Raw genomic sequence first — 23,523 nt, 5'->3', positions numbered from 1 at the left:
ACGAGGGTAGAGGAGGGGGCGCTCCACGGCCGCGCCGGTCATTCCGGCCTGCGGGGCCTCAACTCATGGAGTGCTAGAAGATGACCAAGCGCATTCGCGCCAAGCATAAGATCGACCGCCGCCTCGGCGAGAACATCTGGGGCCGCCCGAAGAGCCCGCTCAATCGCCGCGAGAGCCGTCCCGGCCAGCATGGCGAGCGCCGCTCCGGCAAGCTGTCCGACTTCGGCCAGCAGCTCAAAGCCAAGCAGAAGCTCAAGGGCTATTACGGTTCGATTTCGGAACGCCAGTTCCGCGCTGCCTATGATGAGGCGTCCCGCCTCAAGGGTTCGACCTCGGAACTCCTGATCGGCCTTCTTGAGCGCCGTCTCGACGCGCTTGTCTACCGCGCCAAGTTCGTCCCGACCGTGTTCGCAGCGCGCCAGTTCGTCAGCCACGGCCACGTGACGGTCAACGGCAAGCGCGTGACCATTCCGAGCTATCGCCTGCGCATTGGCGACGTCGTCGAGGTGAAGGAAAAGGCGAAGCAGCTTGCGCTGGTCCTCGAGGCCATCAAGAGCGCCGAGCGCGACGTGCCGGATTACGTCAACGCCGATCACAACAAGATGACGGCATCGCTGACGCGCATTCCGGCGCTCTCGGACGTGCCCTATCCGGTTCAGATGGAGCCGAACCTCGTCGTCGAATTCTATTCGCGTTAGTTCGCTCGCGCTGGCTATGCCGCGCCTTGCGCGGGCCAGCTCCGCGGGGGGCGGCGCTTGCGCCGTCGCCCGGTCGGGCTCTCGGCCTGCGGCCGAAGACTTTCCGAATTCAAAGGCCGCTTTCGAGCGGCCTTTTTATTTGCGATCGCAGCCCTTCATCCCCTCTCCCCGCTTGCGGGGAGAGGGTTAGTGTGAGGGGCGGCCGCTTGCTTCAGATGTTGTGCTACCCCTCACCCCAACCCTCTCCCCATTCGAAGTACAGGGAACGGGGAGAGGGAGATCAGGCCAGCCGCCGCCGTCGCGGACGCGCATCGGGCGCGATCGAGATCGCCGGGTTTCCGCCAATCGCAGGCCTCGGCCGCCGTCGCAATACCGGCGGATCGACGTTCGCCCAGCCATAGGCGAGCATCGTCATCAACGCCGACGCCGCGAAGAAGTAGACGCCCGGCAGCACGCGCGCTTCCGTATAGCCCGACGAATTGACGTAGAAGATCATCAGCGCCAGCACCATCACGTCGGTCATCGAATAGCGTCCGAGCCACTCCATCGTCGCGATCGAGCGCTTGCGAAAGTCCGCCGGCATATCGTGCGAGGTGATCAGCGTCAGCAGATAGAAAAGCTTCAGGAACGGGAAGAACACCGAAACGGCGAACACGACGCCCGCGAGAAAATATTCCTGGTTCTCGAACAGCGCGAACATGATCGTCAGAATGGAATGCTCATTCGTCCAGACATAGATCGTCGTGAAGCGGATCGTCGGCATGATGATGCCGAGCGCGAAAAAGACCGTCGCGAGAATGATCAGAAAGCTCAAGCCGAAATTCCGCCAGCCGGACGAGCGCTGGGCGGTTCCGACGTCCGGTTCCGGCAGGACGGGAACGATCTCCGGCGCCGCCGCCATGCCGTCCGTCCTGATCCACGCATAAGAAAGGATCATCAGAACGACTGCCGCCGTGAAGAAGTAGACGCCATTGAGGCTCGACGCATCGTAGACGCCTTGGCTCTTGATGAAGAAGATCGTCAGGGCGAGTACGAGCACATCGTGCATCGACCATTTGCCGAGCCATTCGAGTGCTCTGAGCCGCTGATGGTGACGCACGATCTCGGCAGGCGGCAACGTCGAGACAAGCAGCAGATACAGAAGCTTCGTGATCGGCAGCAGGATTGAGAAAACGACGACGATCAGGCCCAGGAACGTCTGCCCGTCGTGGAGCAGAACCTGGACGGTGGAAAGAAGCGAATGTTCCGTTGTCCAGAACCCGAAGCTCGTGAGCTTCAGGATCGGTAGCGTGATGCCAAGCGCGAGGCAGACGCTTGCGGTCAGGATCGTAAGCGACAGAAAAAATCGCCGTCCGCTGAGCCTCATGGTTGGCCTCGCCCAAATCGCTGGAAAGTCATCTCCGAGACGCTCTGCCTAGGCAACACCGGCAATGAGCATAAATTTGGACGGAGTTGCCGCACTTGGGAGAGCAGTTGGATCTACCCAGGATCGGTTCCCGCTTTTCCGGCTCGCATTTTACCGTGTCTTCTCCGCTTCCATCAGGCAGTCAATGTCCGTATATGAAGCGGGATTTTGCGAGGGCACGCAGGTGGTGGCAATTTCCGGAGCTTCGACGTTCGTCATGGAATGCGCCGGAGCACGGTGCTTGCTGCGAAGTCGTAACTTGAATCCCGCATCCCTTTCGCTGATCTGCTCGGCCGCATTATTGATGTCGGGCTGCTCGAATGAGCCCCTATCGCCGCAGGGCGCGCTTTGGTCAGGCGCGTCGACTGCGCGGGCTGCCTCTGCAACTGTGGGCAACGCATCGCACGATATGGCGACGAAGACTGCTCGCCGTGTCGGTAACGGTGGAGGCTGGGGACCGTATAGCGGCAGGCGTGGCCAGACCGAACCGCCCGCGACGATAAACTACGCCTTCAAGGGCGATCCCGATGCCAGCCCGACATTCGCTGGCGGTCCTGGCCAAATGTAGCTGCATGCATTCGGCGCGAACGGCACGCGATCTTAACGCGTCCGAGCGCTACCGAATATTCACCACCTCGTTGTTTCCTCTTTGCGACGACATTGCGCTCGCGCTTGCATCGGAGTCGAAATTACGACGACGGGCGCTTGTACGATATCTCGGGAATGACATAACTTGCGGTTCGCACGGGACGTCTCATTCGCTTACAAACTCTGGCAGGGCTCCACATGGGTGGCGATACGCAGTCGCGAGCGTCGGCAGATGCCGGCGCAAAACGAAACTCAATGGCGGTTTCGCTGCGCCTACGCAAAATCGGTATCGGGACGGCGTGCGGTCTGGCGTTGGCGCTGATGCTGTCGGCCTGCGGTGAGAAGAACGCGTTCGTTCCTCCGCCGCCTCCGAAGATCGAAGTCGCCCAGCCTCTGAAGCAGACGGTCACGCGCTACCTCGATGCGACGGGCAACACCGCGGCGGTGAACAGCACGACGCTGGTCGCGCGCGTTCAGGGCTTCATCCAGGCCATCAAATATAACGACGGCGACCTGGTGAAAGCCGGCGACGTCTTGTTCATCATCGAGCAAAAACCCTATCAGCTTTCGCTCGAGCAGGCCGAGGCTGGCCAATCGAGCGCCGTTGCCGATACGAAGAAGGCAGAGGCTGATTACAAACGACAGGTCGATCTTGCTGCGAAGAACATCGCAAGCCAAGCGACGCTCGATCAGGCCACGGCCGCCAAGGACGCAGCGGTTGCCAAGCAGAAGCAGTCCGACGTCGATATCGAGCAGGCCAAGCTCAACCTGAGCTATACGGAGGTCAAAGCCCCGTTCGACGGCATCGTGACCTCGCGCGAGGTTTCGCTGGGCCAGCTCGTCGGCGCCGGAAGTCCGACGACGCTCGCCACCATCGTCCAGCTCGATCCGATCTACGTGAATTTCGCCGTGAGCGAGACGGATGTGCAGGACATCAGGTCGAGCATGCGCGCCAACGGCCTGACGCGTGACGATCTGAAGAAAGTCCCCATCGAGGTCGGACTGCAGAGCGAGCAGGGCTATCCCCACAAGGGAACGCTCGATTACGCCGCGCCGAGCGTCACGGCCGCGACCGGAACATTGATGGTGCGCGGCGTCTTGCCGAACCAAGATCGCGCGCTGTTGCCCGGCTATTTCGTGCGTGTCCGCGTGCCGAGAGCCGAAGAGCCGAACATGCTGCTCGTCCCGGATCGCGTCATCGGCAGCGATCAGAGCGGGCGCTACGTCCTCGTCGCCAACAAGGACGACGAGCTTGAGCAACGCAAGGTCATGCTCGGCCAGCAGGTCGGCGACCTGCGCGTCATCGAAAAAGGGCTGAAGCCAGAAGATCGTGTCGTCATCTCGGGCTTGATGTCGGTTGTGCCCGGCGAGAAGATCGAGCCCGTCGCCAAGACCATCGCAGCGCCGCCGGAAGCCGCCCCATGATCTCGAAATTTTTCATCGAGCGGCCGGTTCTCGCAAACGTCATTGCGATCCTGATGGTCGTGATCGGCGCGGTCTCGGTGCTCCGGCTGCCCGTCGCGCAATATCCGGATGTCGTTCCGCCGACGGTTCAGGTGACGACACGCTACCCGGGCGCCAGCGCCCGCACCGTCGTCGATACCGTCGCGCTGCCGATCGAGCAGCAGGTGAACGGCGTCGAGAACATGATCTATATGCAGTCGTATTCGGGCTCCGACGGCACCTATACGCTGACGGTCACGTTCGACATCGGCACGAACCTCGATAACGCGCAGATTCTGGTGCAGAACCGCGTCTCCGCCGCGATGGCTTCGCTGCCGCAATCGGTCCAGGTGCAGGGCGTCGTCGTCCAGAAGAAATCGACCTCGATCCTGCAGATCGTGACGTTGACGTCTCCCGACGACAAGTTCGACAGCCTCTATCTCAGCAACTACGCGACCATCCGCTTGAAGGACGAGATCGCGCGCTTGCCCGGCGTCGGCAACGTCAACGTCTTCGGCGCCGGACAGTATTCGATGCGCGTCTGGCTCGATCCCGAGAAGATGCAGGCGCGCGGCCTCAATGCCCAGGACGTCATCAACGCGCTGCAGCAGCAGAGCGAGCAGGTGACCGCCGGTCAGATCGGCATGCCCCCGGCGGCGGGCGACCAATCGTTTCAATATACGCTCGACGTCTCGAGCCGTTTCAACGATGCGAGCGAGTTCGCCAACGTCATCGTCAAGACCGGCACCAACGGCGACCTGACGCGCTTGCGCGATGTCGGGCGTGTCGAGCTTGGTGCGCAGACCTATGCTCAGGTCTTCAATCTCAACGGCAAGCAGGCTGCGGGCCTTGCGATCTTCCAGACGCCGGGCGCCAACGCACTCGATGTGGCGCGCGAAGTTTCCAGGAAGATGCAGACGTTAGCGAAAGAATTCCCGCAAAGCGTCGCCTATTCGATTCCGTTCGACACGACGATTTTCGTGCAGCAGGCGATCGACGAGGTTTACAAGACACTCTTCGAGGCCGCGATCCTGGTGCTCATCGTCATCCTGGTCTTCCTGCAGGATTGGCGCGCCATGCTGGTGCCCGCCACGACCGTACCGGTGACGATTATCGGCGCCTTTGCGGCAATGGCGGCGCTCGGCTTCTCGATCAACCTTTCGACCTTGTTCGCCATCGTGCTCGCCATCGGCATCGTCGTCGACGACGCGATCGTCGTCGTCGAAGGCGCCGCTCACAACATCGAAAAGGGCATGTCCGGGCACGATGCGGCCATCGCCGCAATGAACGCCCTGATGGGTCCGATCATCGGTATCACGCTGGTGCTGATGGCTGTGTTTCTGCCGGCATCTTTCTTGCCGGGACTGACCGGTCAGATGTACGCGCAGTTCGCACTCGTCATCGCCGCGACGGCTTTGATCAGTGCCATCAACGCCGCGACGCTGAAGCCGACGCAGTGTGCGTTGTGGCTGCGCCGTCCCGTGCCGCCCGAAAAGCGGAACTTTTTCTACCGCGGCTTCAATGCCGTCTACGAGCGGCTGGAGCGCAGGTACACCGGCCTGATCGGCGCAATGGTGCACCATAGCGGTCTGATGGCCTTGATCGCGGCGGCGATCATCGGCGGCTCGATCTATGGCATGACGCGCGTCGCGACGGGCTTCCTGCCGATCGAGGACCAGGGATACCTCCTCGCTGCCGTGCAACTGCCTGACGGCGCTTCGCTGGGTCGCACGCAGAAATCGCTGGAGCAGGTCGAGCAGATCGCGCGCGCCGTCCCGGGCGTCGAGCGTGTCATCACGATTGCCGGTATCTCGCCACTCGACAACAGCGCCTCGCTTGCCAACGCAGGCGTCGCCTACATCATGCTGAAAGACTGGAGCGAGCGCGGCAAAGGCGAGGATCTCCTGTCGCTCTATACCGGCCTCAACGCCAAGATGTCTTCCATCGAGGATGGCAGTGTCATGGTGTTGCCGCCGCCGCCCATCCAGGGTATCGGCAACGCCGGCGGCTTCACGATGCAGATCGAGCTTCGCGACGGCAGCTTCGACCTTGGCAAGCTCGAAAGCTCGACCAATGCCGTGATCCACGCGGCAAGCAGCCAATCGGCCATCCAGCGCGTCTCGACGCCGTTTCGCGCGGCGGCGCCACAATACAAGGTCACGATCGATCGCGAGAAAGTGCAGACGCTGCTGCTGACGACCGATCAGGTATTCCAGACGCTCGCGACCTACCTCGGATCGAGCTACGTCGATCAGTTCAACAAGTTTGGCCGCGTCTTTCAAATTTATGTCCAGGGCGACGCCAATTTCCGCATGACGCCCGATGAAGTCTTGAACCTCAAGGTCCGCAATCAGAACGGCGACATGATTCCGCTCGGCACCGTGCTCACGATCACGCCGACCGTCGGGCCGTCGCTGATCAGTCTGTATAACCTTTATCCATCGGCTTCGATTGTCGGCGTCCCGGCGAAAGGGTTTTCATCCGGCGACACGATGCGGCTGATGGACGAAGTCGCCGATAAGACGCTGCCACCGGGGGTCGGCTCGTCATGGACGGCGCTGTCGTTCCAGGAAAAGCTCGTCGGCGGCCAGATTTATTACGTCTTCGCGCTGGCGATGCTGCTCGTCTACCTCGTGCTCGCTGGCCAGTACGAGAGTTGGTACACGCCGCTCGCAGTGCTGTTTGCAGTGCCGCTGTCGCTGATCGGTCCGGTTGCCGTCATGCTCGGTCTGCGCATCGACAACAATCTCTATGTTCAGATCGGCCTCGTGCTGCTGATCGCGCTCTCTGCGAAGAACGCCATTCTGATCGTCGAGGTCGCGCGCGAGCTGAGGGCGGAAGGCAAGTCCATCATGGACTCCGCTGTCGAGGCGGCGAAAGCGCGTTTCCGGCCGATCCTGATGACATCGTTCGCGTTCATCCTTGGCGTCGCGCCTCTTGTTTTTGCTACGGGCGCCGGCGCTTCCGCGCGGAAGTCGATCGGCATCACCGTTTTCAGCGGCATGATCGCCTCGACATGCCTTGCGGTGATCTTCGTGCCGTCGATGTTCGTGGTCATCCAACGCTTCGAGGAATGGCGACGGTCGCGCAAGGGCAACGCAACGCCCGCGTCCGCCACACCGCCGCACGCTTGAGCAAACAAAAAAGGCGGACCGGAAATCGGCCCGCCTTGAAACGTTGCGCGAATGTCTGAGCTCAGGCGTGATGATGGGCGTGCGGGATGCCTTTCGCGCAGATCAGGTCATGCAATTCGCCGGCCGAATACATTTCGCGCATGATATCGCAGCCGCCCACGAACTCGCCCTTGACGTAAAGCTGCGGAATGGTCGGCCAGTTCGAGAACGCCTTGATGCCCTCGCGAATGCTCTGATCGTCGAGCACGTTCACATCCTTGAACGGCACGCCAAGATGCTCGAGGATCTTCACGGCTGTCGCGGAAAACCCGCACTGCGGAAACTGCTTCGAGCCTTTCATGAACAGTACGACGTCGTTGCTGGTGATCGTATCGGTGATTTTCTGCTGAACTGGGTCAGAAGCCATGTCTTGGGTTCCTAAGAGTACTGGGGCAGCCGCCTCGGCGCCCCATTTCAAGCGAGATGTGAGCGAGACGCCCGGCGAAGTCAATCAGCGGACACTGCGGTTGTGAGTTGCAGGGCATGCAGGATGTCTCCAACGCGTCCCCCGAGCGCATCGTAGACCATTTGGTGCTGTTGTACGCGACTTTTGCCCTTGAACGCCGCCGAGACGACGTGCGCCGCCCAGTGGTTGTCGTCGCCGGCAAGGTCCCGAAGCTCGATCCTGGCGTCCGGGAATCGCGCTTTGATCAGCCGCTCAATTTCAGGGGCGGGCATCGGCATTCGTGGCCTCCGGGAGGTAGATGTTTGCACATATAAGCAATCGCGGAATCTATGCCGCGTCGTATCAGCGGAAGCAAGGCTCGTGATAAGATATTCTGATCAAATTCTCACGCGATTGCGATTGGACGTTATCGACCGGCATCGTTAAATTTGAATGTAAGGGACGTAATGTTCCTGAAGTCTAATGGAGGACACCATGAAGACCTGGACGAAGCCTGCCGTTCGTGAGCAGGAAGTTGGCCTCGAAGTTACCTCGTACCTTCCGGCCGAGATTGACCTCATCTAAGGCGGTCTCCTTCGAATTTGACGCGGTGGCAGAGGTTCTGCCACCGCGTTTTTGTGCCCGCAGCAGGGAGTGACAACGGGCGCTTTGGAGGCGTCGAGATGAGGGATGCACGCTCGGCGCCGCCTGACTTTTTTAATGTTCGCAATCGACCGTAAGCTTGACCCAGGGCAAATCGAGCTTGCATTTCCCTGACTTGGTTTTCGTGAACACTTTTCCAAGCCCGAGGCCGTTGAGCTTCTGCTCGAGTTCGGATCCGGCACCATCGTCGGCGGATGCCGTCTCTTCATCTTTCTGCGGCGAATCAGGTTTTGCATCCTGCGATGCTGCGGCAGGAGGCCCGGATTGGGGCTTTGAGGCATCGCTCGCGCCGGTTCCCGGTGCAGGCGAGGCTGTATCGCCGTTCGCCGCCTTCGCGGCGGGCTTATCCGTTGGCGTTGTATTCGGTGAGGGCGCCGGAGGTGGTGCGACGATCGCGACTTGTGGATTCGCAGCCGGCTTCGAATTTGCGTTTGCATCAGCGGATGCAGTCGAGCCTGTTCCGGCGGCTGATGCCGCTGCAGCCGAATTTGCATCGAGTTTGGCGCCTGCCGGTTGGCTCGCTTTCGCTTCGATCTGATTTTCAGGCTGGCCGCAGAGCTGGAGGTCTGCAGGCGCGCGCGTCCAGATCATCGTCTTCGACAGGAACCTCAGACCCGCATAGCCCGTGACGCGCAGAGTGCCATCGGCGAGCGGCTTCAGCTCGACGTTATATTTGCGGCCTCTCTCGGGCGAATAGATCCAGCCGTTATCCCAGCGTCCGCCGCCGACTGGCGCCACGTTGCCGATAATCTGCTTGCCGCAGCCCTTTGCGTCGGCCGTATCCTTTACCCAGACGACGTTGCCGCAAAGCGCGTTACCGCATGGTTTGATCTCGATTGCGCCGCGGCCGGTATCGTTGATCCAGATGCCGGTCGGATCGGAAGCGGCAGACGCGCTTGCGATCGCCGCCGAAATCAAGCTCGAAACGGCGAATGCGGATGCGATGACTGTAACTCGGCGCATGACACGATCCTTTTATAGTAATCCGATTGCTATGCTTGCTCTCGCGCAGTGGCGCTGTTTCGGAGGGAACAGGTGCGAAGTGGGCAATGACGCCTTGGTCCGCACAAAGAGCATTAAGGAAGCGCTCCAAATTTAATCGGAATGAATTTTGTCGGCGGTGAAACGAACGCGAAGCGCTCGCCGTAGACGCCTCTGTGAGTTTGAGGGATCGCCGTTTCGGGGTGATCCTCTTACCTCGCAGCGACAAAATTCAACTCTATTCCATACGGAGACGTTCCATGATTAAGCCATTTCTGGCAGCGACGATGCTTGTCCTGTCGACATCAATCGCATTTGCCGATGACAACGGCAGCATTACGGCAAAAGCCATGCACGATCATCCTGGCACCATGGGCGGTAGCACTGTAAGTGCGACGGCGAAGCCCGATTCCGGCAGTCTGACCGAAAAGCAGATGCAAAATCAGCCGGGCGTGAACGGCGATACCACGGGAATGACGGCAACTCCGAATGCAAAGCCGGACAGCGGATCCATCTCCAGCAAGGAAATGATGGACAATCCGGGCGCGCGTAAGTGACGCAACGCCTGCGACGATCGTAGTGCAGGAAATTGAAGTCGGGATCAGAGAAAGCGAACGCCTTCTCTGATCCGGAACGCAGTTCATTTATTCAGTACAAAGCAGATGCGGTTTTTCGCGACGTATGAATTTTCATTCCCACGTCATGGCCGGGCTTGACCCGGCCATCCAGTGCCAAACGGAAAACTTCATCGTGCTGTTCTGGATGGCCACCTCGGAGGGCGGCCATGACGGAGGGGTTGTCTATTTCACGCCGAGCAGCTCGACGTCGAACATCAGCGTCGCGTTTGGCGGGATGACGCTACCGGCGCCGCGTGCGCCGTATCCCAATGCGGGCGGAATGATCAGCGTGCGCTTGCCGCCGATCTTCATCGACGCGATGCCTTCGTCCCAGCCCTTGATGACGCGCCCCATGCCGAGCGGAAATTCAAATGGTTTGCCGCGATCGACCGACGAGTCGAACTTCGCGCCCTTCTTGCCGTCCTGATAAAGCCAGCCGGTGTAGTGCATCACGCACGTCTGCCCGGTTTGAGGTGCCGCGCCGGTGCCGATGACGGTGTCTTCGAATTGGAGGCCGGACGATGTGGTGGTCATGGTCGATCCTTGCGTTTGTGCGAGTGCGGGTTTGTTTGCGAGGACAGCCCCGCTTACTGCGATAGCTGCAGCAATGATAATTGCTGTTGGCAAGCGAGGCATGGCGGTCCCTTCCTTCTCAACTCCATGCCGGGCTCGACCCGGCCATCCAGAGCAAATTGCGCCGGTCCCCGTCGCGTTGCCCTGGATGGTCGCCTCGGAGGGCGGCCATGACGTGGCGAGCAGGACTAGCCTATCAGTATTCAAGCCCCCATCAGCTTCGGCAGGAAGCCTTCGTGCGCGGCACGCAGTTCGGTAAGCGGCAGAGCCGTTTCGCCTTTCAGATTGATCGCATCGCCGCCGACGCGGCCGACGATGCGCGCCGGAAGCTCGAGCAGGCGCGCACGTTCCAGAACTTCTTCGGCCTTCTGCGGCGTCACCTCGACGACGTAGCGACCCTGATCCTCCCCAAACCAGACCGCGTGCGGCGGCAGCTTGCCTTCGTAGGCGTAAAGCTCGACGCCGATTCCCGACGCTTCGCGCGACAGGCCATGCTTGCCGCCGGCGAGCGCCATCTCGGCAATCGCGACGAGCAGCCCGCCGTCCGCGCAATCGTGTACGGCCAGCGCCCGCCCTTCACGAATCAGCGCACGAATGAGACGCCCGGCTTTGACCTCGGCTTCGAGGTCGACCGGCGGCGGCGCGCCCTCGAACTTGCCCGTCGCATGCTGCTGATAGAGCGACTGGCCGAGATGGCCTTCCTCGCGCCCGATCACGATCAGCACGTTGCCTTCGGTCTTGAGACGGATGTCCGCAAGCTTCGACGCATCTGGAATAAGCCCGACGCCGCCGATCGCAGGTGTCGGCGGAATTCCGGCGCCGTTCGTCTCGTTGTAAAGCGAGACGTTGCCCGACACGACCGGATAGTCGAGCACACGGCAAGCCTCGCCCATGCCGCGCACGCTGGCGACGAACTGGCCCATGATCTCGGGCCGCTCGGGGTTCGCGAAGTTCATGTTGTCGGTGATGGCAAGCGGATCGGCGCCCGTCGCGGTCAAATTGCGCCACGTTTCGACGACGGCCTGCTTGGTGCCTTCTTCAGGATCGGCGGTAACGTAGCGGGGCGTCACATCGCAGGCGACTGCGATTGCCTTCCGCGTACCGTGCACACGCACGACGCCGGCGTCGCCGCCGGGGCGGCCTACGGTGTCGCCCATGACCATGTGATCGTACTGTTCCCAGATCCAGCGGCGCGACGCGAGATGATGTCCGCCCATCATGTCTTTCAGCGTGCCGAGGATCGAGTTCGGCGCGGGCACCCACTCGGGCAAAATCTTCGCGGGCCTCTTCGGTTCGATATAGGGTCGATTGTACATCGGCGCCGAGTTCGCGAGCACGGGCACCGGAAGATCGGCTTCGACGTTGCCCTTGTGTTTGATGATCATCCGCTGCGTATCGGTCGTATGTCCGATGACGGCGAAGTCGAGGCCCCACTTCGTGAAGATCGCTTTCGCATCCTCTTCGCGCTCGGGCTTCAGGATCATCAGCATGCGTTCCTGGCTTTCCGACAGCATCATCTCGTATGCCGTCATGCCGGTTTCGCGCTGGGGCACGAGATCGAGATCGAGTTCGATTCCGACGCCGCCCTTGTCCGCCATCTCTGAGGTCGATGAGGTGAGTCCTGCCGCGCCCATATCCTGAATGGCGATGATCGAGTCCGTCGCCATCAGTTCGAGGCAGGCTTCGATCAGCAGCTTTTCGGTGAATGGATCGCCGACCTGCACGGTCGGGCGTTTCTCATCCGATTTTTCGTCGAACTCGGCCGACGCCATCGTGGCGCCGTGGATGCCGTCGCGGCCCGTTTTGGAGCCGACATAGACGACCGGCAGCCCGACGCCCTTCGCCGCCGAGTAGAAAATCTTGTCGGTCTTCGCGAGGCCGACGCACATCGCGTTGACGAGGATGTTGTTGTTGTAGCCTTCGTCGAAATTTGTTTCTCCACCGATCGTCGGCACGCCCGTGCAGTTGCCATAGTGCGCGATGCCCGCGACGACGCCGCCGACGAGATGGCGCGTCTTCGGATGATCCGGCGCGCCGAAGCGCAGCGCATTCATGTTGGCGACGGGGCGTGCGCCCATCGTGAACACATCGCGCATGATGCCGCCGACGCCGGTCGCAGCACCCTGGAACGGCTCGATGTAGGAGGGGTGGTTGTGGCTCTCCATCTTGAAGACGACCGCGTCGCCGTCGCCGAGATCGACGACGCCCGCGTTCTCGCCCGGTCCCTGGATGACTTTTTCGCCGGATGTCGGCAGCGTCTTGAGCCAGACGCGCGAGGATTTGTAGGAGCAGTGCTCGCTCCACATGACGGAGAAGATGCCGAGTTCGCAGATCGACGGCTCGCGTCCGAGGATTTCGAGCAGCCGCTGGTATTCGTCCGGCTTGAGGCCATGCTCGGCAACGATCTCGGGCGTGATCTTTCGCGTCGTCGTTTCAGTCATCGGGATCTCGTCGGGCGCTGGAATTGCGTTCGCTTATATGGGCTTGGCTCGCGTTTGTCGCCCTTCCGGCCAGAGGCCCCCAACGGCCAAACGTCGCTCTTTTGGTTGGCGCCTTGCGGGGAGCCGGCCGCAAGGCGCGGGCGGGGTTATTTCGCGTGCTTCGCGAGCCATGTGTTCATGGCGGCAATCTCAGCCTCTTGGGCCTTGATGACGTCGCCCGCAAGTCTGCGGATTTCGGTGTCCTTGCCAAACGCGAGTTCGACCTTCGCCATGTCTCTATCGCACCCTGATGATGCCGGATCATGCCCTTTACGAAATCGACGTCCGCATCGCCGGTGAAAGACATTGCCCCATGTTCTCGTACATCTTTTGGTTGGCCGCCTTTAACGCTTCAGACGAGGAGGCGTTTGCGAACGAGCCGATGTCCGTGCCCGAACGGTCCATGTGCATGTGATCCATGGACTTGATCTCCTCGGCGATGGCGTGCTCGACGCCGACGTGAAGACGAGCGAGTTGCTTCATGAGCCGTTCCCGGAGTTTCGATGGTCAGGGCCATGATGACGGTTCACCCGCAATGAGTGTGACACAATGGTCCCACCCGTTCGGGCTGTGACCGTTCCGCGCTGCACAATCAGCATTACCGCATTGCAATAATATAGATTTTCCACTGCGGGTCAGGGGCTTATCTACGTATCCAGCGCAGACGTCATGCCCAGACAATCGTGCGCGGGCTTGAACTCGGCGCTCTTGGACAGTGGAGATCCTGTCATGACGACTTTCGCGAAACTCGCAAGCGTTACGCTTATTTCTGGTTTGGCCATGCTCTCCGGAGCTGCAGGAGCTTCGGCGGGCGAGTCGGCTGCCTATCATATAAAGCCTTTGAAAGGCATCACCTTCGCAGTCGGTTCAAAGCGCGCGGTCGGCTATTACACGAACGATGATCACGCCTGCAGGCTAACCCTGATGTTGTCGGATGCCTACTCGGGCAATGAGAAATCGTTTTCCGAGCCGGTTCGCGTCAATCTCACGATCGGCGAAGGCGCATCCGGCAGTGTCGATGCGCTTGAGGGCTCGGCAGTCTTCCGTTGCGCCCCAGATGCGACCGCAATGACCATGCAACTTGTCCAGAGAGTCGCCTATAACGCAGCTGCGAAATAACATTAGCAGCGGGGTTGTTTCGGCGCTTCCAAGTCCACGCTTGCAAGTCGTTCGAACAAGGAAGGGAGCCACCTCATGCTCCCTTCCTTTTTTAATGCCGTTAACGAATATATTCGTTAATGAAATTAATTGCTTAGCAAAATATTTGACGCCTTGCACGGCACGCATGGGCGGCAGCCAAACGCCGCACTGGCGGACGTGCGGCGCGTCATATATCTACACTGTAGAACGAAGCGGCCCGGGGGCTTTATCCCGGGAGCCGGCGGGTAGTGTGGCGCGCCGGTGAGCTGAACAAAGGTGATGTTATGAAGGCCCTCGTTGTTGCTGTGCTGAACGCGCTCTCGTCCGCGCCCGCCGCGGATGTTCGCTCCGGCCGGCAGCGTGGGAACGCCCGCTAAACAGCGGCGTGTTCGACTGCACGAAGAAGGGGACCTCGCGGTCCCTTTTTTGTTGCCCGGTTTTTCGCCAACGCGTTGCCGGATAAACCGGGCTCGCGTGGGCACCGACCGGTGGTGGTTGCGTCTTCGCAAGAGGGCCATGCGATGAACGCCGATTCGAAGGACCGGCCCCGCTGCGGACGGAATGCAACTGCATCCGTCCGCTTTGGCGGCAGTTCGTTATGCGGAAAGCCAGCCGCGCGACAGGGTCGGCGCAGAGCGGACATCGCGAAACACGACTTTCGGCTTGAAGCTGGGCGCCGAGGCCATTGCAATCAGCTGCTTGGCGGATAATTCGCGAAGACTCTCGGATAGCTGCAACTGCAATGTCTTGAGCCGCATGAGCCGCACCGAGCGTGGCGCTGCCGAGTTCTCTTCGCGTTCGATCAATTGGCGAATTTCTGCGGAACGCTCAAGCAGGGTGATAAAACGACGGGACATCCATTCCTCCGGTCGGAAGTTGGCGGCATGTCCGGCGATGGCATGAAAAAAAGCACCGGGCATACCCGATGCGGTCCGACATCGCAGAGCCATCATTGGTTCTGCCAGAGGGGCCCGGCCCCGCAATCCAAATTGATTTAGGTTTGCTTTGCGCGCCGACAAGGGGCGTTTCGCAAATGCCACCGAAAGATCACAATCGCCGTCGGCCTGCCCGGCTCGGCAACTGGCGTCGACGCGGATAGAGTTTGATTACGCCGCGGCTTCGAGCGTCGAAAGCAGAATGCTTTCGAACACGCGGCGGCCATCGGTGCCGCCGAGCGCCGTTTCATAGAGGCGCTCGGGATGGGGCATCATGCCGAGCACGCGGCCCGTTTCGTTGACGATGCCAGCAATGTTACGCTGGGCGCCGTTCGGGCATGTCTCCGGCGACACGGTGCCAGATGCATCCGAGTACCGGAACGCAACGCGCCCATCGCCTTCGAGCCGATCCAGCGTCTCGCTGTCGGCAAAGTAGTTGCCTTCGCCGTGCGCGATCGGAACCTTGATAACCTCGCCCTTGCGATAGCATTTCGTGAAGAACGTCTGGTCGTTCTCGACTTTCAGAAATACGTCTCGGCAGATGAAGTGCAGCGACGCGTTGCGCAACAGTGCACCGGGTAGCAGCCCAGACTCGCACAGGATCTGGAAGCCGTTGCAGATGCCGATGACCGGCGTTCCGGCCTTCGCCTTGGCGACGACGTCCTTCATGATCGGCGAGTGCGCAGCCATTGCCCCGCAGCGCAGATAGTCGCCGTAGGAGAAACCGCCCGGCAGCACGATGACGTCGGACGAGGGCACGCTGGCATCTCCGTGCCACACCATCTTCGGCGCAAATCCGGTCACCCGCTCGATCGCCGTTTTGACGTCGCGATCGCAATTCGAACCCGGAAAGACGATGACGGAAGCGCGGAGCATTTTCAGAACTCGGGTTGTCAGCCGCGAGCGCCATGGCCACGGCTCAGTCCACTTATACTTGACAGGTATCAGGTAGCGAGACTCGCCCCGTAAGTCCACTCGCCGCCCCGTCGCGGCCGCGCGCGCCGCTCTCCTCTTCTGCAGGAAGAGGAGAAGCAGCAGACCTTTCGCCGCTCTATTCCTTCCTCCTTGCAGGGACGAGTGAAACAGCAGACGCGTTCGCCGCCCTATTTCCCCTCCCCCTTGCGGGGAGGGGTCAGGGGTGGGGGTAATGTCCGGCGTGATGTAGCCGCCTTGCTATCGAAGTATCAGCGCACTTTCCGACGTTCGCGGCAACTCGCCTGCGGAGGGAATGAAAAGAAGCAAAATGCCGGGCCGGTCACGGCACTGGCGAAAGCGGCGAGCGCTCGCGCTTCCGGCGTTCGACGTCCTCGCGCGAGTCGTTCGTGAGGCGTGTATCTTCGGCCTTCAACGCGGCCATCAGGGCATCGAATTGCGCCTGATCGCCATAGCCACAGGCCTTGCTCTGCGCGGTCCAGATGCCTGTAACCTGCTTCACGAACTTGCGAAGGGTGACGGCAGGGTGCGCCGGTTCGCCTGGCCTGGTGAACCTGATTTCGACGCGCCACACGTCGGGATTGGCGAACGTAATGACGTCCCGGTTGTCGCCGCTTTCGCGCTGGGCGCCGGGCAGCCAAGCCGACCAGTTATGAAGCGCGACGAATCCCAGGCTGCAATCGAGGTCCGGAGGAGGAGGAGCAGCAGCGGGTGCGGAGAGCGCTTGGCTGGACCCAAGCGCGGCGACGGCTAGCGCGATACCTAGCCCGGCGCGCATCGATCAGCCGATCTCGTAGCTGTAGTTCTCGATGACCATGTTGGCGAGCAGGTCCTTGCACATCCGCTCGACGATGGCGCGTGCCTTGTCCGGATCGCTCTCGGCCAAATCGACTTCGACGTATTTGCCCTGGCGTACATCGCTGACGCCGGAAATGCCGAGGCCTTTCACGGCGCCTTCGATGGCCTTGCCCTGCGGATCGAGGACGCCGTTCTTCAACGTGATCTTGATGCGGGCTTTCATTCGCTTCGCTCTAAGGATTAGGTTTTAGGGATTAGGGAATAGAGTCTTCGTCCCTAATCCCCCAGTCCCTAATCCCTCAGTTCGGTTTTCCGTTAACGGGATTCGACGCGACGAGCACCGGGCCCGCGCCACGCGGCCGCGGATTTTCAGTCAAAACGCCGAGACGCCGGGCGACCTCCTGATAGGCTTCGAGCACGCCGCCGAGATCGCGACGGAAACGATCCTTGTCGAGCTTGTCGCCCGACTGCGCGTCCCACAGCCGGCAACAATCCGGGCTGATCTCGTCTGCCAGCACGATGCGGACCTGCTCGTTGTCGTAGAGACGGCCGAACTCGACCTTGAAGTCGACAAGCCGGATACCGATTCCGAGGAAAAGGCCGACGAGGAAGTCGTTGATCCTGAGCGCGAGCTGCATGATCTCATCGATCTCTTGCGGCGTCGCCCATCCGAAAGCCGTGATGTGCTCTTCCGACACCATCGGGTCGTTGAGTTCGTCCTTCTTGTAATAGAACTCGATGATCGAGCGCGGGAGCTGCGAGCCTTCCTCAAGTCCGAGTCGCGTCGACAGCGAGCCTGCTGCAACGTTCCGGACGACGACCTCGAGCGGAATGATCTCGACTTCGCGGATCAGCTGCTCGCGCATGTTGAGACGCTTGATGAAATGCGTCGGAACGGCGATCTCTCCGAGTTTCATAAAAATGTACTCGGAGATACGGTTGTTCAAAACGCCCTTGCCCTCAATCAGCGCGTGCTTCTTCGCGTTGAATGCGGTTGCGTCGTCCTTGAAATGCTGGATGAGCGTCCCCGGTTCGGGACCCTCGTAGAGGACCTTTGCTTTGCCCTCGTAGATGCGCCGACGCTTGTTCATTCCTGGACCTCTGAGGATCAACAGCTTGCTCTCACTCATACGTAGATGGGAATTTTCTCACGAGTTCGTAGTCAGACGCTGACGCCTTGATTTTCCAACTTGTTTTCTGCATGTCGGGGAAGGAGCCGTGCGCCTTTTCACGCTCGAAAGCCTAGGCCGGAGACTAGCCGAACGCGGGAGGCGGCACAATGTAGACCATGAGCCGCAGCGCTTTTAGGAGGGTGGCGGCCAACCTGTTGATTTCATTCGGGGTGCCCCCTATTTCTGGTGAACGGCGGACTTCCCTGGAACTATACAACACGCGTCCGCGGAGCGTGTTCTCAAATGATCACATCCGGAGGTTGCAATTCGGCGGCCGGCCCGGGAGCTAAGGGAGATACTGAGAGATGACGACGTTCGACAAGCGCGAGGAGGGATTCGAGAAGAAATTCGCTCTCGATTCGGAGCTGAAATTCAAAGCCGAGAGCCGCCGCAATAAAGCTGTCGCGGAGTGGGCGGGAGCGAAGCTCGGACTCACTGGAGATGCGCTCGAAGCGTACGTCAAAGACGTGCGCAAGGCCGATCTCGCCGAGAAGGGCGATGAGGATGTGTTTCGCAAGGTGAAAGCCGATCTCACAGCGAAAGGCATCGCCGTCGACGACACTGAAATCCGCTCGGTCATGGCCAACGCCCTTGCCAAGGCCGTCGTCGACCTCGAGTCGGCGAAGGGTTGAGCGTCACGCGGGGTGTTTGCAACGCCCCGTTCCCGTGGCGACATGGCCGCCCCCCGCGGCGGCCATCCACGTCTCCAGCCTACCCGAGCTTTTTCAGAAACTGCCCGAACTGCAGCAAGCCCTCTGGCCAGGGACCGTGGCCAGAGGCGATGTTGATATGGCCGCTCTCGCCGGCGTCGCTCAGCGTTGCGCCCCACTTGTCGGCCAAGTGTTCGGCGCGTGCGTAACTGCAATAGAGATCGTTGTTGGCGACAACGAGATGCGCGGGAAAGGGCAGACGCCGTTCCGGCATTGTCTCGAATCCGCCGGCACCTTTCTCGGGCGGCCACCGTTTGCCACCGGTATCCGGCCAGAATTGCGCATAGTCGACGTCGGCGGGCGCCACAAGAAAAGCGCCGATGACGCCGCTGCGCTTCAATTTGTCGGCCGCATAGACGAGGGCCGGCACGCCGAGCGAATGGGCGACGGCAACGACCGGCTGCGTCGCCCCGCTCGCGAACTTCGCCATGCGGTCGCCCCATGCTTCAACGTTTGGGTTGTCCCAGTCTTCCTGGATGACGCGGCGCGCCGTCTTGAGGTTCCTCTCCCAGCGGGATTGCCAGTGATCGTCGCCGGAGTTCTGCCAACCCGGCACGAGGAGAATGTCGATTTCGGATGTTTTCATCGGCGACGTGCTTAGCCGAGCCCTGAAAGCTAGGGAAGAGGTGGACGCTGTTTTGAGCGGTCCTCGTGGAACCGCGGAACTTAGGTCGCGTTGCCCTTTGGCATCAATCAACAACCCCCGTCGCGGCAGGAGCGCCCCATGAAGATCGCTAATCTCGAAGACCTGTTCAATCACACCCTCGAAGACGTCTATTACGCTGAGAACAAGCTCGTGAAGATGCTCCCGAAAATGGCGAAGGCTTGCGACTCGGCCGCATTGGCAAAGGTCTTCATGGGACATTGCGAGGAAACCAAGGAACATATCACTCGGCTCGATGAAGTGTTCAAAACCTTGGGCCGCAAGTCTCAGGCGACCGAATGTCCGGCGATCAAGGGCATTCTGAAAGAAGGCGAAGCGCTGATGTCCCACATCAAGGATGCCGACGCGCGCGACGCGGCGATGATCGCGGCGGGACAGGCCGCCGAGCACTATGAGATTACGCGCTATGGCACGCTGGTGTCGTGGGCCAAACTGCTCGGCCATAAGGACGTCGCGACAATCCTTGAAAAGACGTTGAAGGAAGAGTACGGCGCCGACGACAAGCTGACAAAGCTCGCCGAAAGCCGCCTGAATAAGGAAGCGGCGTAAGCTTCTTTGCTCAAAGCGGCGGCGCGAGCGGATCGGACGCGAGGAAAAGCCTATAGGTCGCGCCCGCTGGGGTGCCGTTCTTGCGCGTAAGCGTTCCGACCTCAGCGACGTTACGGAACTTCGATTTGAGCAGCGGAAGATCGACTCGCCGCTGGAGTTCTACGTAAAGCACCGGCTTCTGAAGTAGAGCCGGGGGCAGGGGCGGCAGAAACTCGTAGCGGATGCGCTGGTCGAGCTGTGCGACGTCGCTGCGCCCGTTGAGCGCGAACGCCACCTGACCCGTCGTGGCATAGCTTGACGTCGCCACCCAGCTTGCTCCCGCTTCGACGCGTTTCTGCTCGATCGCATCGCCAAGCTCGTTCCATCCGTGCATCTGCTCGGTCGGGGCTTTCATGCGCGCCGACAAGGGGAGCGGATGCAGCGCGTCGGCATAGATCGCTCCCGTCACGAGAAAGCCGAACGCAAGCGCCGACGCAAACACTGCCTTGCGCCGTTGCTCCGGCATGATCGCGTGAATGGCGAGCGCCGCGCAAATTGCGAGCGGCGGATAAATGGGCGCGGGCCAGTTGCCGTCCACGCGGTCATGAAGCGCGTGGACGGCGAAGTAAACGAGCATCGGCAGTATGGCGGCCGTAAGCAGGAGATCGCCGCTCCTGCGGTTGCGCAATGTGGAGCGTGCCACGCGGGCCAGTCCGGTAATCGCCAGCACGGCGATGATCGGGCTTGCCAGCGCCAGGAACGTGCCGATGAATTCAACGAAGTAGATCGGCGCGCCGAGCGTACCGCTATGGCCGACGCGGCCGAACTGCTTGGTGAACGATGCCCAATCGTGCTCGGCATTCCAGACGACGACCGGCATCGCCGCGAGCACGGCGATGAAGCCGCCGATCCAGAGCTGCGGGAATCGGAACCATCTGCGATTTTCCGGCGTCGCAATCAGCCAGAGCACGATCGTCGCGCCGAGAAACAGGTTGGTATATTTCGACAAGAGGCCGAGCCCTGCGAACACGCCGGCCGCCAGCCACCAGTTTGCGTTTTTCGAATGGTCGAGTTCGGCAAGCGCCCAAAGAACCAGTCCCGCAAACAGCACGGACGGCAGATCGGGAGTCATCAGAATGCCGCCGACGGCAAGCAGCGGCATCGCGAGCAGAATCCAGACTGCAGTCCGTGCGACTTCCCGCCCGTAGAACAGAGCGGCCGTACGCCAAAGTACCAGCGCGCCGACGAGATAGCAGAAAGGCGCGACGAGCCGCACGCCGAGAGTCGTATCGCCGAGAAGCACGCGCCCTGCGCCGATCATCCAGGCGATCATCGGCGGGTGGTCGTAATAGGAGAGCGAAGGCGCAAGCGACCAGATGCGATAGTAGGCCTCGTCGTCGACGAGCCCCATCACGGCCGCCATGACAACGTGAATAACAAAGAGGCCGAGGGCCGCTGCGATCAGGACATTGTCGGCGCGATCATCGCGCGTGACATCTGCCGCCGAAATGCCGGACGAGCCGTCGAGCAGATCCCGCACTATTTTCTCCATGTCAGCATGGAGCTGACCGCATAGTTGAACACCGCGGCCATCAAGGCGCCTGCGATGCCGGCGCGCCACCAGCTTGCATCGCGCAGGTAAATGAGCTCCGCGACGCCGACGTTCGCGAGCGTTCCGACGCTGCAGACAAGATAGAACGACAGCAGACCTTTGAACGCCCCGATGCCGGTCAAGCGCCGGTCGCGGAACGTCAGCGCGTTGTTGAGAAAAAAGTTGGACGTCATCGCAACGAAGGCCGCGGCGAGCTGCGCCGCGTTGAATGGAATGTGTGTCGTGGTCAGAGCGGCCCTGAGCGTTGCGAGGTGCACGACGAGGCCCGTGGCGCCGACGAACGCGAACAGGAAGAAGCGCGGCGAGATGCTGTTGCCCGAAAGCTTGGAAAGCAGCAGTCCGAGGAAATCGGCGATCACAAGGGCATCGAGCTTCGACTTTCCGAGTTGACGCGGACGGAATTGATACGGCACCTCGGCGATCTTCAGCCCTGCCGGCGCCGAGGCGAGAATATCAAGCAGCAGTTTGAATCCGCCCGTCGTCAGGTTGGGTGCGATTTTGTCGATTGCATCGCGCCGGATCATGAAAAAGCCGCTCATCGGATCGCTGACGTTGGTTCTGAGCAGCAGGTTCGTCAGGCGCGTCGCGAACGTGCTGGCGTTTTGGCGAAGCTTCGAGAAACCGGCATCCGCAGCGCCCGATTGCGCGTAGCGTGTTGCAATGACGAGATCCGCCTGGTCCGCTTCGATGTTTTCGAGCATCTTCGGCAGCAGCTTTTCATCGTGCTGCAGATCGGCGTCGATCACGGCCACCGTATCGGCGGCGGACGCGAGCATGCCCTCGATGACCGCGCCCGCAAGTCCGCGCCGTCCGATGCGTCGGATGACGCGCACGCGGCCGTCATGCTCACCGAACGACCGGACGGTTTCGACCGTCCCGTCGGGGCTGTCGTCATCGACAAAGATGATCTCCCACGAAATACCGGTAAGCGCGGCATCGATGGCAGTGATCGTTGGAGCGACGTTCTCGGCTTCGCAGTAGGTTGGCACGACGATCGAAAGACGCGGCCGTCCGACCGGCGCATCGTGGGTCGGACCGCGGACGTCGGTTGTCGAGAATGTGTCCGGTCTGGGCCGCGGCGTCATGATCGTGTCCTTGTGCCTGCGGTCTCTGCACGCCGGTGGTGCGTCCGATTACGCTCGACCGCCTGGAAGATCAACACAGTTGGGGCAGACTGGAAACATCGCGTCACGCCGCGGGCTCCGCGATCTCCGCGCCGTCCGCTTCCCGGATTGTCTCGAAAAGGAGCTGAAGGCACGCGACCGTCAGCGCCATGAAAACTCCTGCAAATACGACGTCGGAAAGGAAATGCCCGCCCTGGGCAATGCGCGTCAGCCCGGAGAGACTGCCGAAGATGATACCGAGTGCAATCATCCTTCGAGCGTGCCGTCTCAACAGGAATACCGCCGCGAAAAATATGACGTAAATGGACGATGCTTCGCCCGATACGAACGAGCAATTGTAGTCGCATTGGTTTGAAGGCGGAAAGACCGGCGTGAACGCTTTAGCGCCACCGAACTCAATGACGTCCCGCGGACGCGCGCGGCCCCAATGGTCCTTGAGCCCGATATTGGACACGACGAGGGGCCCGATGATCAGGCAAAGCGCCAGGAACAACCATTTATTGAACACGAGCCCGAGACACGGCCCGGCTGACCGCCAGGCCACGAAGAGTCCGATAACGGTCGCGGCGCACGTTAGATAAAGGACGATATTGAACACGTCGCGGGATGTGCGAAACACCGGCGAGCTATTGCCGATGAAGTGATGTGTGCCGTCATAGAAGACGCGCGTGACCGCCGTATCGAGACCAGGTACGACGAGAAACAGAAGGAGGGCAGCCGCGCCAACTGAGAGCGCTCCTCTGATCATGGCATGGGCAGAAACGGCAGGATGCTCCGCCGTTTCGTAAGCATCCCAATGGCCCTCCGGCCCGAAACTGACTTTCGGCGCCAACATAGCAACAGCCCCCACCGCTCCCTATCGGCCCGCAAACTCGTCAGCCGACATGACATCGGTGTGTCG

Annotated in this window: 23 protein-coding genes and 1 pseudogene; 8 read left to right on the top strand and 16 right to left on the bottom strand. The window is 60.9% G+C overall.

All coding sequences use genetic code 11. From position 1 onward, the window contains the following. Positions 1 to 80: 80 nt before the first annotated feature. Complete coding sequence (rpsD, locus tag HYPDE_RS10460; RefSeq protein WP_015598418.1) at positions 81 to 698, top strand: 30S ribosomal protein S4; 618 nt, start codon at positions 81 to 83, stop codon at positions 696 to 698. Positions 699 to 978: 280 nt separating this feature from the next. Here the strand turns inward: rpsD and HYPDE_RS10455 are convergent, their stop codons facing one another. After that, on the bottom strand, positions 979 to 2,064 hold the full coding sequence (locus HYPDE_RS10455; RefSeq protein ID WP_015598417.1) for a paraquat-inducible protein A: 1,086 nt from the start codon (positions 2,062 to 2,064) through the stop codon (positions 979 to 981). A gap of 882 nt (positions 2,065 to 2,946) precedes the next feature. On the opposite strand from HYPDE_RS10455, the gene HYPDE_RS10445 reads away from it, so the two are divergent. Together HYPDE_RS10445 and HYPDE_RS10440 are read left to right on the top strand one after the other, a co-directional pair. Then, complete coding sequence (locus tag HYPDE_RS10445) at positions 2,947 to 4,116, top strand: efflux RND transporter periplasmic adaptor subunit (protein WP_051112073.1); 1,170 nt, start codon at positions 2,947 to 2,949, stop codon at positions 4,114 to 4,116. Further along, positions 4,113 to 7,268, top strand: coding sequence for an efflux RND transporter permease subunit (locus tag HYPDE_RS10440; RefSeq protein WP_015598414.1), 3,156 nt, complete (start codon positions 4,113 to 4,115; stop codon positions 7,266 to 7,268). Before HYPDE_RS10445 ends, HYPDE_RS10440 begins: the two co-directional genes overlap by 4 nt. Before the next feature lie 61 nt (positions 7,269 to 7,329). Here HYPDE_RS10440 and grxD read toward each other — a convergent pair whose 3' ends face one another. Both grxD and HYPDE_RS10430 read right to left on the bottom strand, forming a co-directional pair. Beyond that, on the bottom strand, positions 7,330 to 7,674 hold the full coding sequence (gene grxD / locus HYPDE_RS10435; RefSeq protein WP_041320332.1) for a Grx4 family monothiol glutaredoxin: 345 nt from the start codon (positions 7,672 to 7,674) through the stop codon (positions 7,330 to 7,332). A gap of 80 nt (positions 7,675 to 7,754) precedes the next feature. Beyond that, positions 7,755 to 7,991, bottom strand: coding sequence for a BolA/IbaG family iron-sulfur metabolism protein (locus tag HYPDE_RS10430; RefSeq protein WP_015598412.1), 237 nt, complete (start codon positions 7,989 to 7,991; stop codon positions 7,755 to 7,757). Between the two features lie 196 nt (positions 7,992 to 8,187). Here HYPDE_RS10430 and pqqA point away from each other — a divergent pair, with 196 nt between their 5' ends. Beyond that, positions 8,188 to 8,277 carry a pyrroloquinoline quinone precursor peptide PqqA gene (gene pqqA / locus HYPDE_RS10425; protein WP_015598411.1) on the top strand — a complete coding sequence of 30 codons (90 nt, stop codon included), beginning with the start codon at positions 8,188 to 8,190 and terminating at the stop codon, positions 8,275 to 8,277. Between the two features lie 132 nt (positions 8,278 to 8,409). Here the strand turns inward: pqqA and HYPDE_RS10420 are convergent, their stop codons facing one another. Next, a complete protein-coding gene (locus tag HYPDE_RS10420) occupies positions 8,410 to 9,318 on the bottom strand; it encodes a DUF2147 domain-containing protein (protein WP_015598410.1) in 909 nt (302 codons plus the stop codon). 278 nt (positions 9,319 to 9,596) lie between these two features. On the opposite strand from HYPDE_RS10420, the gene HYPDE_RS10415 reads away from it, so the two are divergent. Beyond that, the gene (locus tag HYPDE_RS10415; protein WP_015598408.1) at positions 9,597 to 9,893 is read left to right on the top strand and encodes a hypothetical protein; all 297 of its coding nucleotides are present in this window, start codon (positions 9,597 to 9,599) and stop codon (positions 9,891 to 9,893) included. A gap of 243 nt (positions 9,894 to 10,136) precedes the next feature. On the opposite strand, the gene HYPDE_RS10410 is transcribed toward HYPDE_RS10415, so the two are convergent. The 3 genes and pseudogenes from HYPDE_RS10410 to copM form a co-directional block, all read right to left on the bottom strand. Further along, positions 10,137 to 10,589 (bottom strand): FKBP-type peptidyl-prolyl cis-trans isomerase, encoded by a 453-nt coding sequence (locus tag HYPDE_RS10410; RefSeq protein WP_081625111.1) that lies wholly within the window; start codon positions 10,587 to 10,589, stop codon positions 10,137 to 10,139. A 140-nt stretch (positions 10,590 to 10,729) separates the two neighbouring features. After that, positions 10,730 to 12,967 carry a phosphoribosylformylglycinamidine synthase subunit PurL gene (purL, locus tag HYPDE_RS10405; RefSeq protein ID WP_015598406.1) on the bottom strand — a complete coding sequence of 746 codons (2,238 nt, stop codon included), beginning with the start codon at positions 12,965 to 12,967 and terminating at the stop codon, positions 10,730 to 10,732. A gap of 146 nt (positions 12,968 to 13,113) precedes the next feature. Further along, positions 13,114 to 13,411, bottom strand: a pseudogene (copM, locus tag HYPDE_RS19615) (CopM family metallochaperone). A gap of 324 nt (positions 13,412 to 13,735) precedes the next feature. Between copM and HYPDE_RS10395 the strand changes: the two are divergent. After that, positions 13,736 to 14,125 (top strand): hypothetical protein, encoded by a 390-nt coding sequence (locus HYPDE_RS10395; RefSeq protein WP_015598403.1) that lies wholly within the window; start codon positions 13,736 to 13,738, stop codon positions 14,123 to 14,125. A gap of 617 nt (positions 14,126 to 14,742) precedes the next feature. Here HYPDE_RS10395 and HYPDE_RS19610 read toward each other — a convergent pair. The 5 genes from HYPDE_RS19610 to purC all read right to left on the bottom strand — a co-directional run bounded on the left by HYPDE_RS19610 (position 14,743) and on the right by purC (position 17,903). Beyond that, a complete protein-coding gene (locus tag HYPDE_RS19610) occupies positions 14,743 to 15,165 on the bottom strand; it encodes a hypothetical protein (RefSeq protein WP_244437600.1) in 423 nt (140 codons plus the stop codon). Positions 15,166 to 15,252: 87 nt separating this feature from the next. After that, positions 15,253 to 15,957, bottom strand: coding sequence for a phosphoribosylformylglycinamidine synthase subunit PurQ (gene purQ / locus HYPDE_RS10385; protein WP_015598400.1), 705 nt, complete (start codon positions 15,955 to 15,957; stop codon positions 15,253 to 15,255). A 379-nt stretch (positions 15,958 to 16,336) separates the two neighbouring features. Next, positions 16,337 to 16,792 (bottom strand): hypothetical protein, encoded by a 456-nt coding sequence (locus tag HYPDE_RS10380; protein ID WP_015598399.1) that lies wholly within the window; start codon positions 16,790 to 16,792, stop codon positions 16,337 to 16,339. Between the two features lie 3 nt (positions 16,793 to 16,795). After that, a complete protein-coding gene (gene purS, locus HYPDE_RS10375) occupies positions 16,796 to 17,035 on the bottom strand; it encodes a phosphoribosylformylglycinamidine synthase subunit PurS (RefSeq protein WP_015598398.1) in 240 nt (79 codons plus the stop codon). A 76-nt stretch (positions 17,036 to 17,111) separates the two neighbouring features. After that, a complete protein-coding gene (purC, locus tag HYPDE_RS10370) occupies positions 17,112 to 17,903 on the bottom strand; it encodes a phosphoribosylaminoimidazolesuccinocarboxamide synthase (protein ID WP_015598397.1) in 792 nt (263 codons plus the stop codon). A gap of 386 nt (positions 17,904 to 18,289) precedes the next feature. Between purC and HYPDE_RS10365 the strand changes: the two genes are divergently transcribed. After that, positions 18,290 to 18,616 carry a DUF1476 domain-containing protein gene (locus HYPDE_RS10365; RefSeq protein ID WP_015598396.1) on the top strand — a complete coding sequence of 109 codons (327 nt, stop codon included), beginning with the start codon at positions 18,290 to 18,292 and terminating at the stop codon, positions 18,614 to 18,616. Positions 18,617 to 18,695: 79 nt separating this feature from the next. On the opposite strand, the gene HYPDE_RS10360 is transcribed toward HYPDE_RS10365, so the two are convergent. Then, entirely contained in the window at positions 18,696 to 19,280 is a 585-nt protein-coding gene (locus HYPDE_RS10360) for an RBBP9/YdeN family alpha/beta hydrolase (protein ID WP_015598395.1), read from the bottom strand. A 138-nt stretch (positions 19,281 to 19,418) separates the two neighbouring features. Between HYPDE_RS10360 and HYPDE_RS10355 the strand changes: the two genes are divergently transcribed. Beyond that, positions 19,419 to 19,907, top strand: a complete 489-nt coding sequence (locus HYPDE_RS10355) for a ferritin-like domain-containing protein (RefSeq protein WP_015598394.1) — start codon at positions 19,419 to 19,421, stop codon at positions 19,905 to 19,907. A gap of 10 nt (positions 19,908 to 19,917) precedes the next feature. Here the strand turns inward: HYPDE_RS10355 and HYPDE_RS10350 are convergent, their stop codons facing one another. From HYPDE_RS10350 to HYPDE_RS10340, 3 genes are all read right to left on the bottom strand, one after another. Then, entirely contained in the window at positions 19,918 to 21,426 is a 1,509-nt protein-coding gene (locus HYPDE_RS10350) for an ArnT family glycosyltransferase (protein ID WP_015598393.1), read from the bottom strand. Continuing rightward, positions 21,426 to 22,583: a glycosyltransferase family 2 protein gene (locus HYPDE_RS10345; protein WP_015598392.1), complete on the bottom strand. Its 1,158-nt coding sequence runs from the start codon at positions 22,581 to 22,583 to the stop codon at positions 21,426 to 21,428. Before HYPDE_RS10345 ends, HYPDE_RS10350 begins: the two co-directional genes overlap by 1 nt. A gap of 103 nt (positions 22,584 to 22,686) precedes the next feature. Next, positions 22,687 to 23,457, bottom strand: a complete 771-nt coding sequence (locus tag HYPDE_RS10340; protein WP_015598391.1) for a phosphatase PAP2 family protein — start codon at positions 23,455 to 23,457, stop codon at positions 22,687 to 22,689. Positions 23,458 to 23,523: the final 66 nt, after the last annotated feature.

This window comes from Hyphomicrobium denitrificans 1NES1, from assembly GCF_000230975.2.
In the GTDB taxonomy this organism is placed as follows: Bacteria; Pseudomonadota; Alphaproteobacteria; order Rhizobiales; family Hyphomicrobiaceae; genus Hyphomicrobium_B; species Hyphomicrobium_B denitrificans_A.
The sequence above is the reverse complement of the archived record's forward strand: the minus strand, read 5'-3'. Positions and strand labels throughout refer to the sequence as shown.

Coding starts and splice junctions, on each gene's coding strand:
- rpsD (WP_015598418.1), top strand. CDS start 81: ATGACCAAGCGCATTCGCGCCAAGCATAAGATCGACCGCCGCCTCGGC.
- HYPDE_RS10455 (WP_015598417.1), bottom strand. CDS start 2,064: ATGAGGCTCAGCGGACGGCGATTTTTTCTGTCGCTTACGATCCTGACC.
- HYPDE_RS10445 (WP_051112073.1), top strand. CDS start 2,947: ATGGCGGTTTCGCTGCGCCTACGCAAAATCGGTATCGGGACGGCGTGC.
- HYPDE_RS10440 (WP_015598414.1), top strand. CDS start 4,113: ATGATCTCGAAATTTTTCATCGAGCGGCCGGTTCTCGCAAACGTCATT.
- grxD (WP_041320332.1), bottom strand. CDS start 7,674: ATGGCTTCTGACCCAGTTCAGCAGAAAATCACCGATACGATCACCAGC.
- HYPDE_RS10430 (WP_015598412.1), bottom strand. CDS start 7,991: ATGCCGATGCCCGCCCCTGAAATTGAGCGGCTGATCAAAGCGCGATTC.
- pqqA (WP_015598411.1), top strand. CDS start 8,188: ATGAAGACCTGGACGAAGCCTGCCGTTCGTGAGCAGGAAGTTGGCCTC.
- HYPDE_RS10420 (WP_015598410.1), bottom strand. CDS start 9,318: ATGCGCCGAGTTACAGTCATCGCATCCGCATTCGCCGTTTCGAGCTTG.
- HYPDE_RS10415 (WP_015598408.1), top strand. CDS start 9,597: ATGATTAAGCCATTTCTGGCAGCGACGATGCTTGTCCTGTCGACATCA.
- HYPDE_RS10410 (WP_081625111.1), bottom strand. CDS start 10,589: ATGCCTCGCTTGCCAACAGCAATTATCATTGCTGCAGCTATCGCAGTA.
- purL (WP_015598406.1), bottom strand. CDS start 12,967: ATGACTGAAACGACGACGCGAAAGATCACGCCCGAGATCGTTGCCGAG.
- HYPDE_RS10395 (WP_015598403.1), top strand. CDS start 13,736: ATGACGACTTTCGCGAAACTCGCAAGCGTTACGCTTATTTCTGGTTTG.
- purQ (WP_015598400.1), bottom strand. CDS start 15,957: ATGCTCCGCGCTTCCGTCATCGTCTTTCCGGGTTCGAATTGCGATCGC.
- HYPDE_RS10380 (WP_015598399.1), bottom strand. CDS start 16,792: ATGCGCGCCGGGCTAGGTATCGCGCTAGCCGTCGCCGCGCTTGGGTCC.
- purS (WP_015598398.1), bottom strand. CDS start 17,035: ATGAAAGCCCGCATCAAGATCACGTTGAAGAACGGCGTCCTCGATCCG.
- purC (WP_015598397.1), bottom strand. CDS start 17,903: ATGAACAAGCGTCGGCGCATCTACGAGGGCAAAGCAAAGGTCCTCTAC.
- HYPDE_RS10365 (WP_015598396.1), top strand. CDS start 18,290: ATGACGACGTTCGACAAGCGCGAGGAGGGATTCGAGAAGAAATTCGCT.
- HYPDE_RS10360 (WP_015598395.1), bottom strand. CDS start 19,280: ATGAAAACATCCGAAATCGACATTCTCCTCGTGCCGGGTTGGCAGAAC.
- HYPDE_RS10355 (WP_015598394.1), top strand. CDS start 19,419: ATGAAGATCGCTAATCTCGAAGACCTGTTCAATCACACCCTCGAAGAC.
- HYPDE_RS10345 (WP_015598392.1), bottom strand. CDS start 22,583: ATGACGCCGCGGCCCAGACCGGACACATTCTCGACAACCGACGTCCGC.
- HYPDE_RS10340 (WP_015598391.1), bottom strand. CDS start 23,457: ATGTTGGCGCCGAAAGTCAGTTTCGGGCCGGAGGGCCATTGGGATGCT.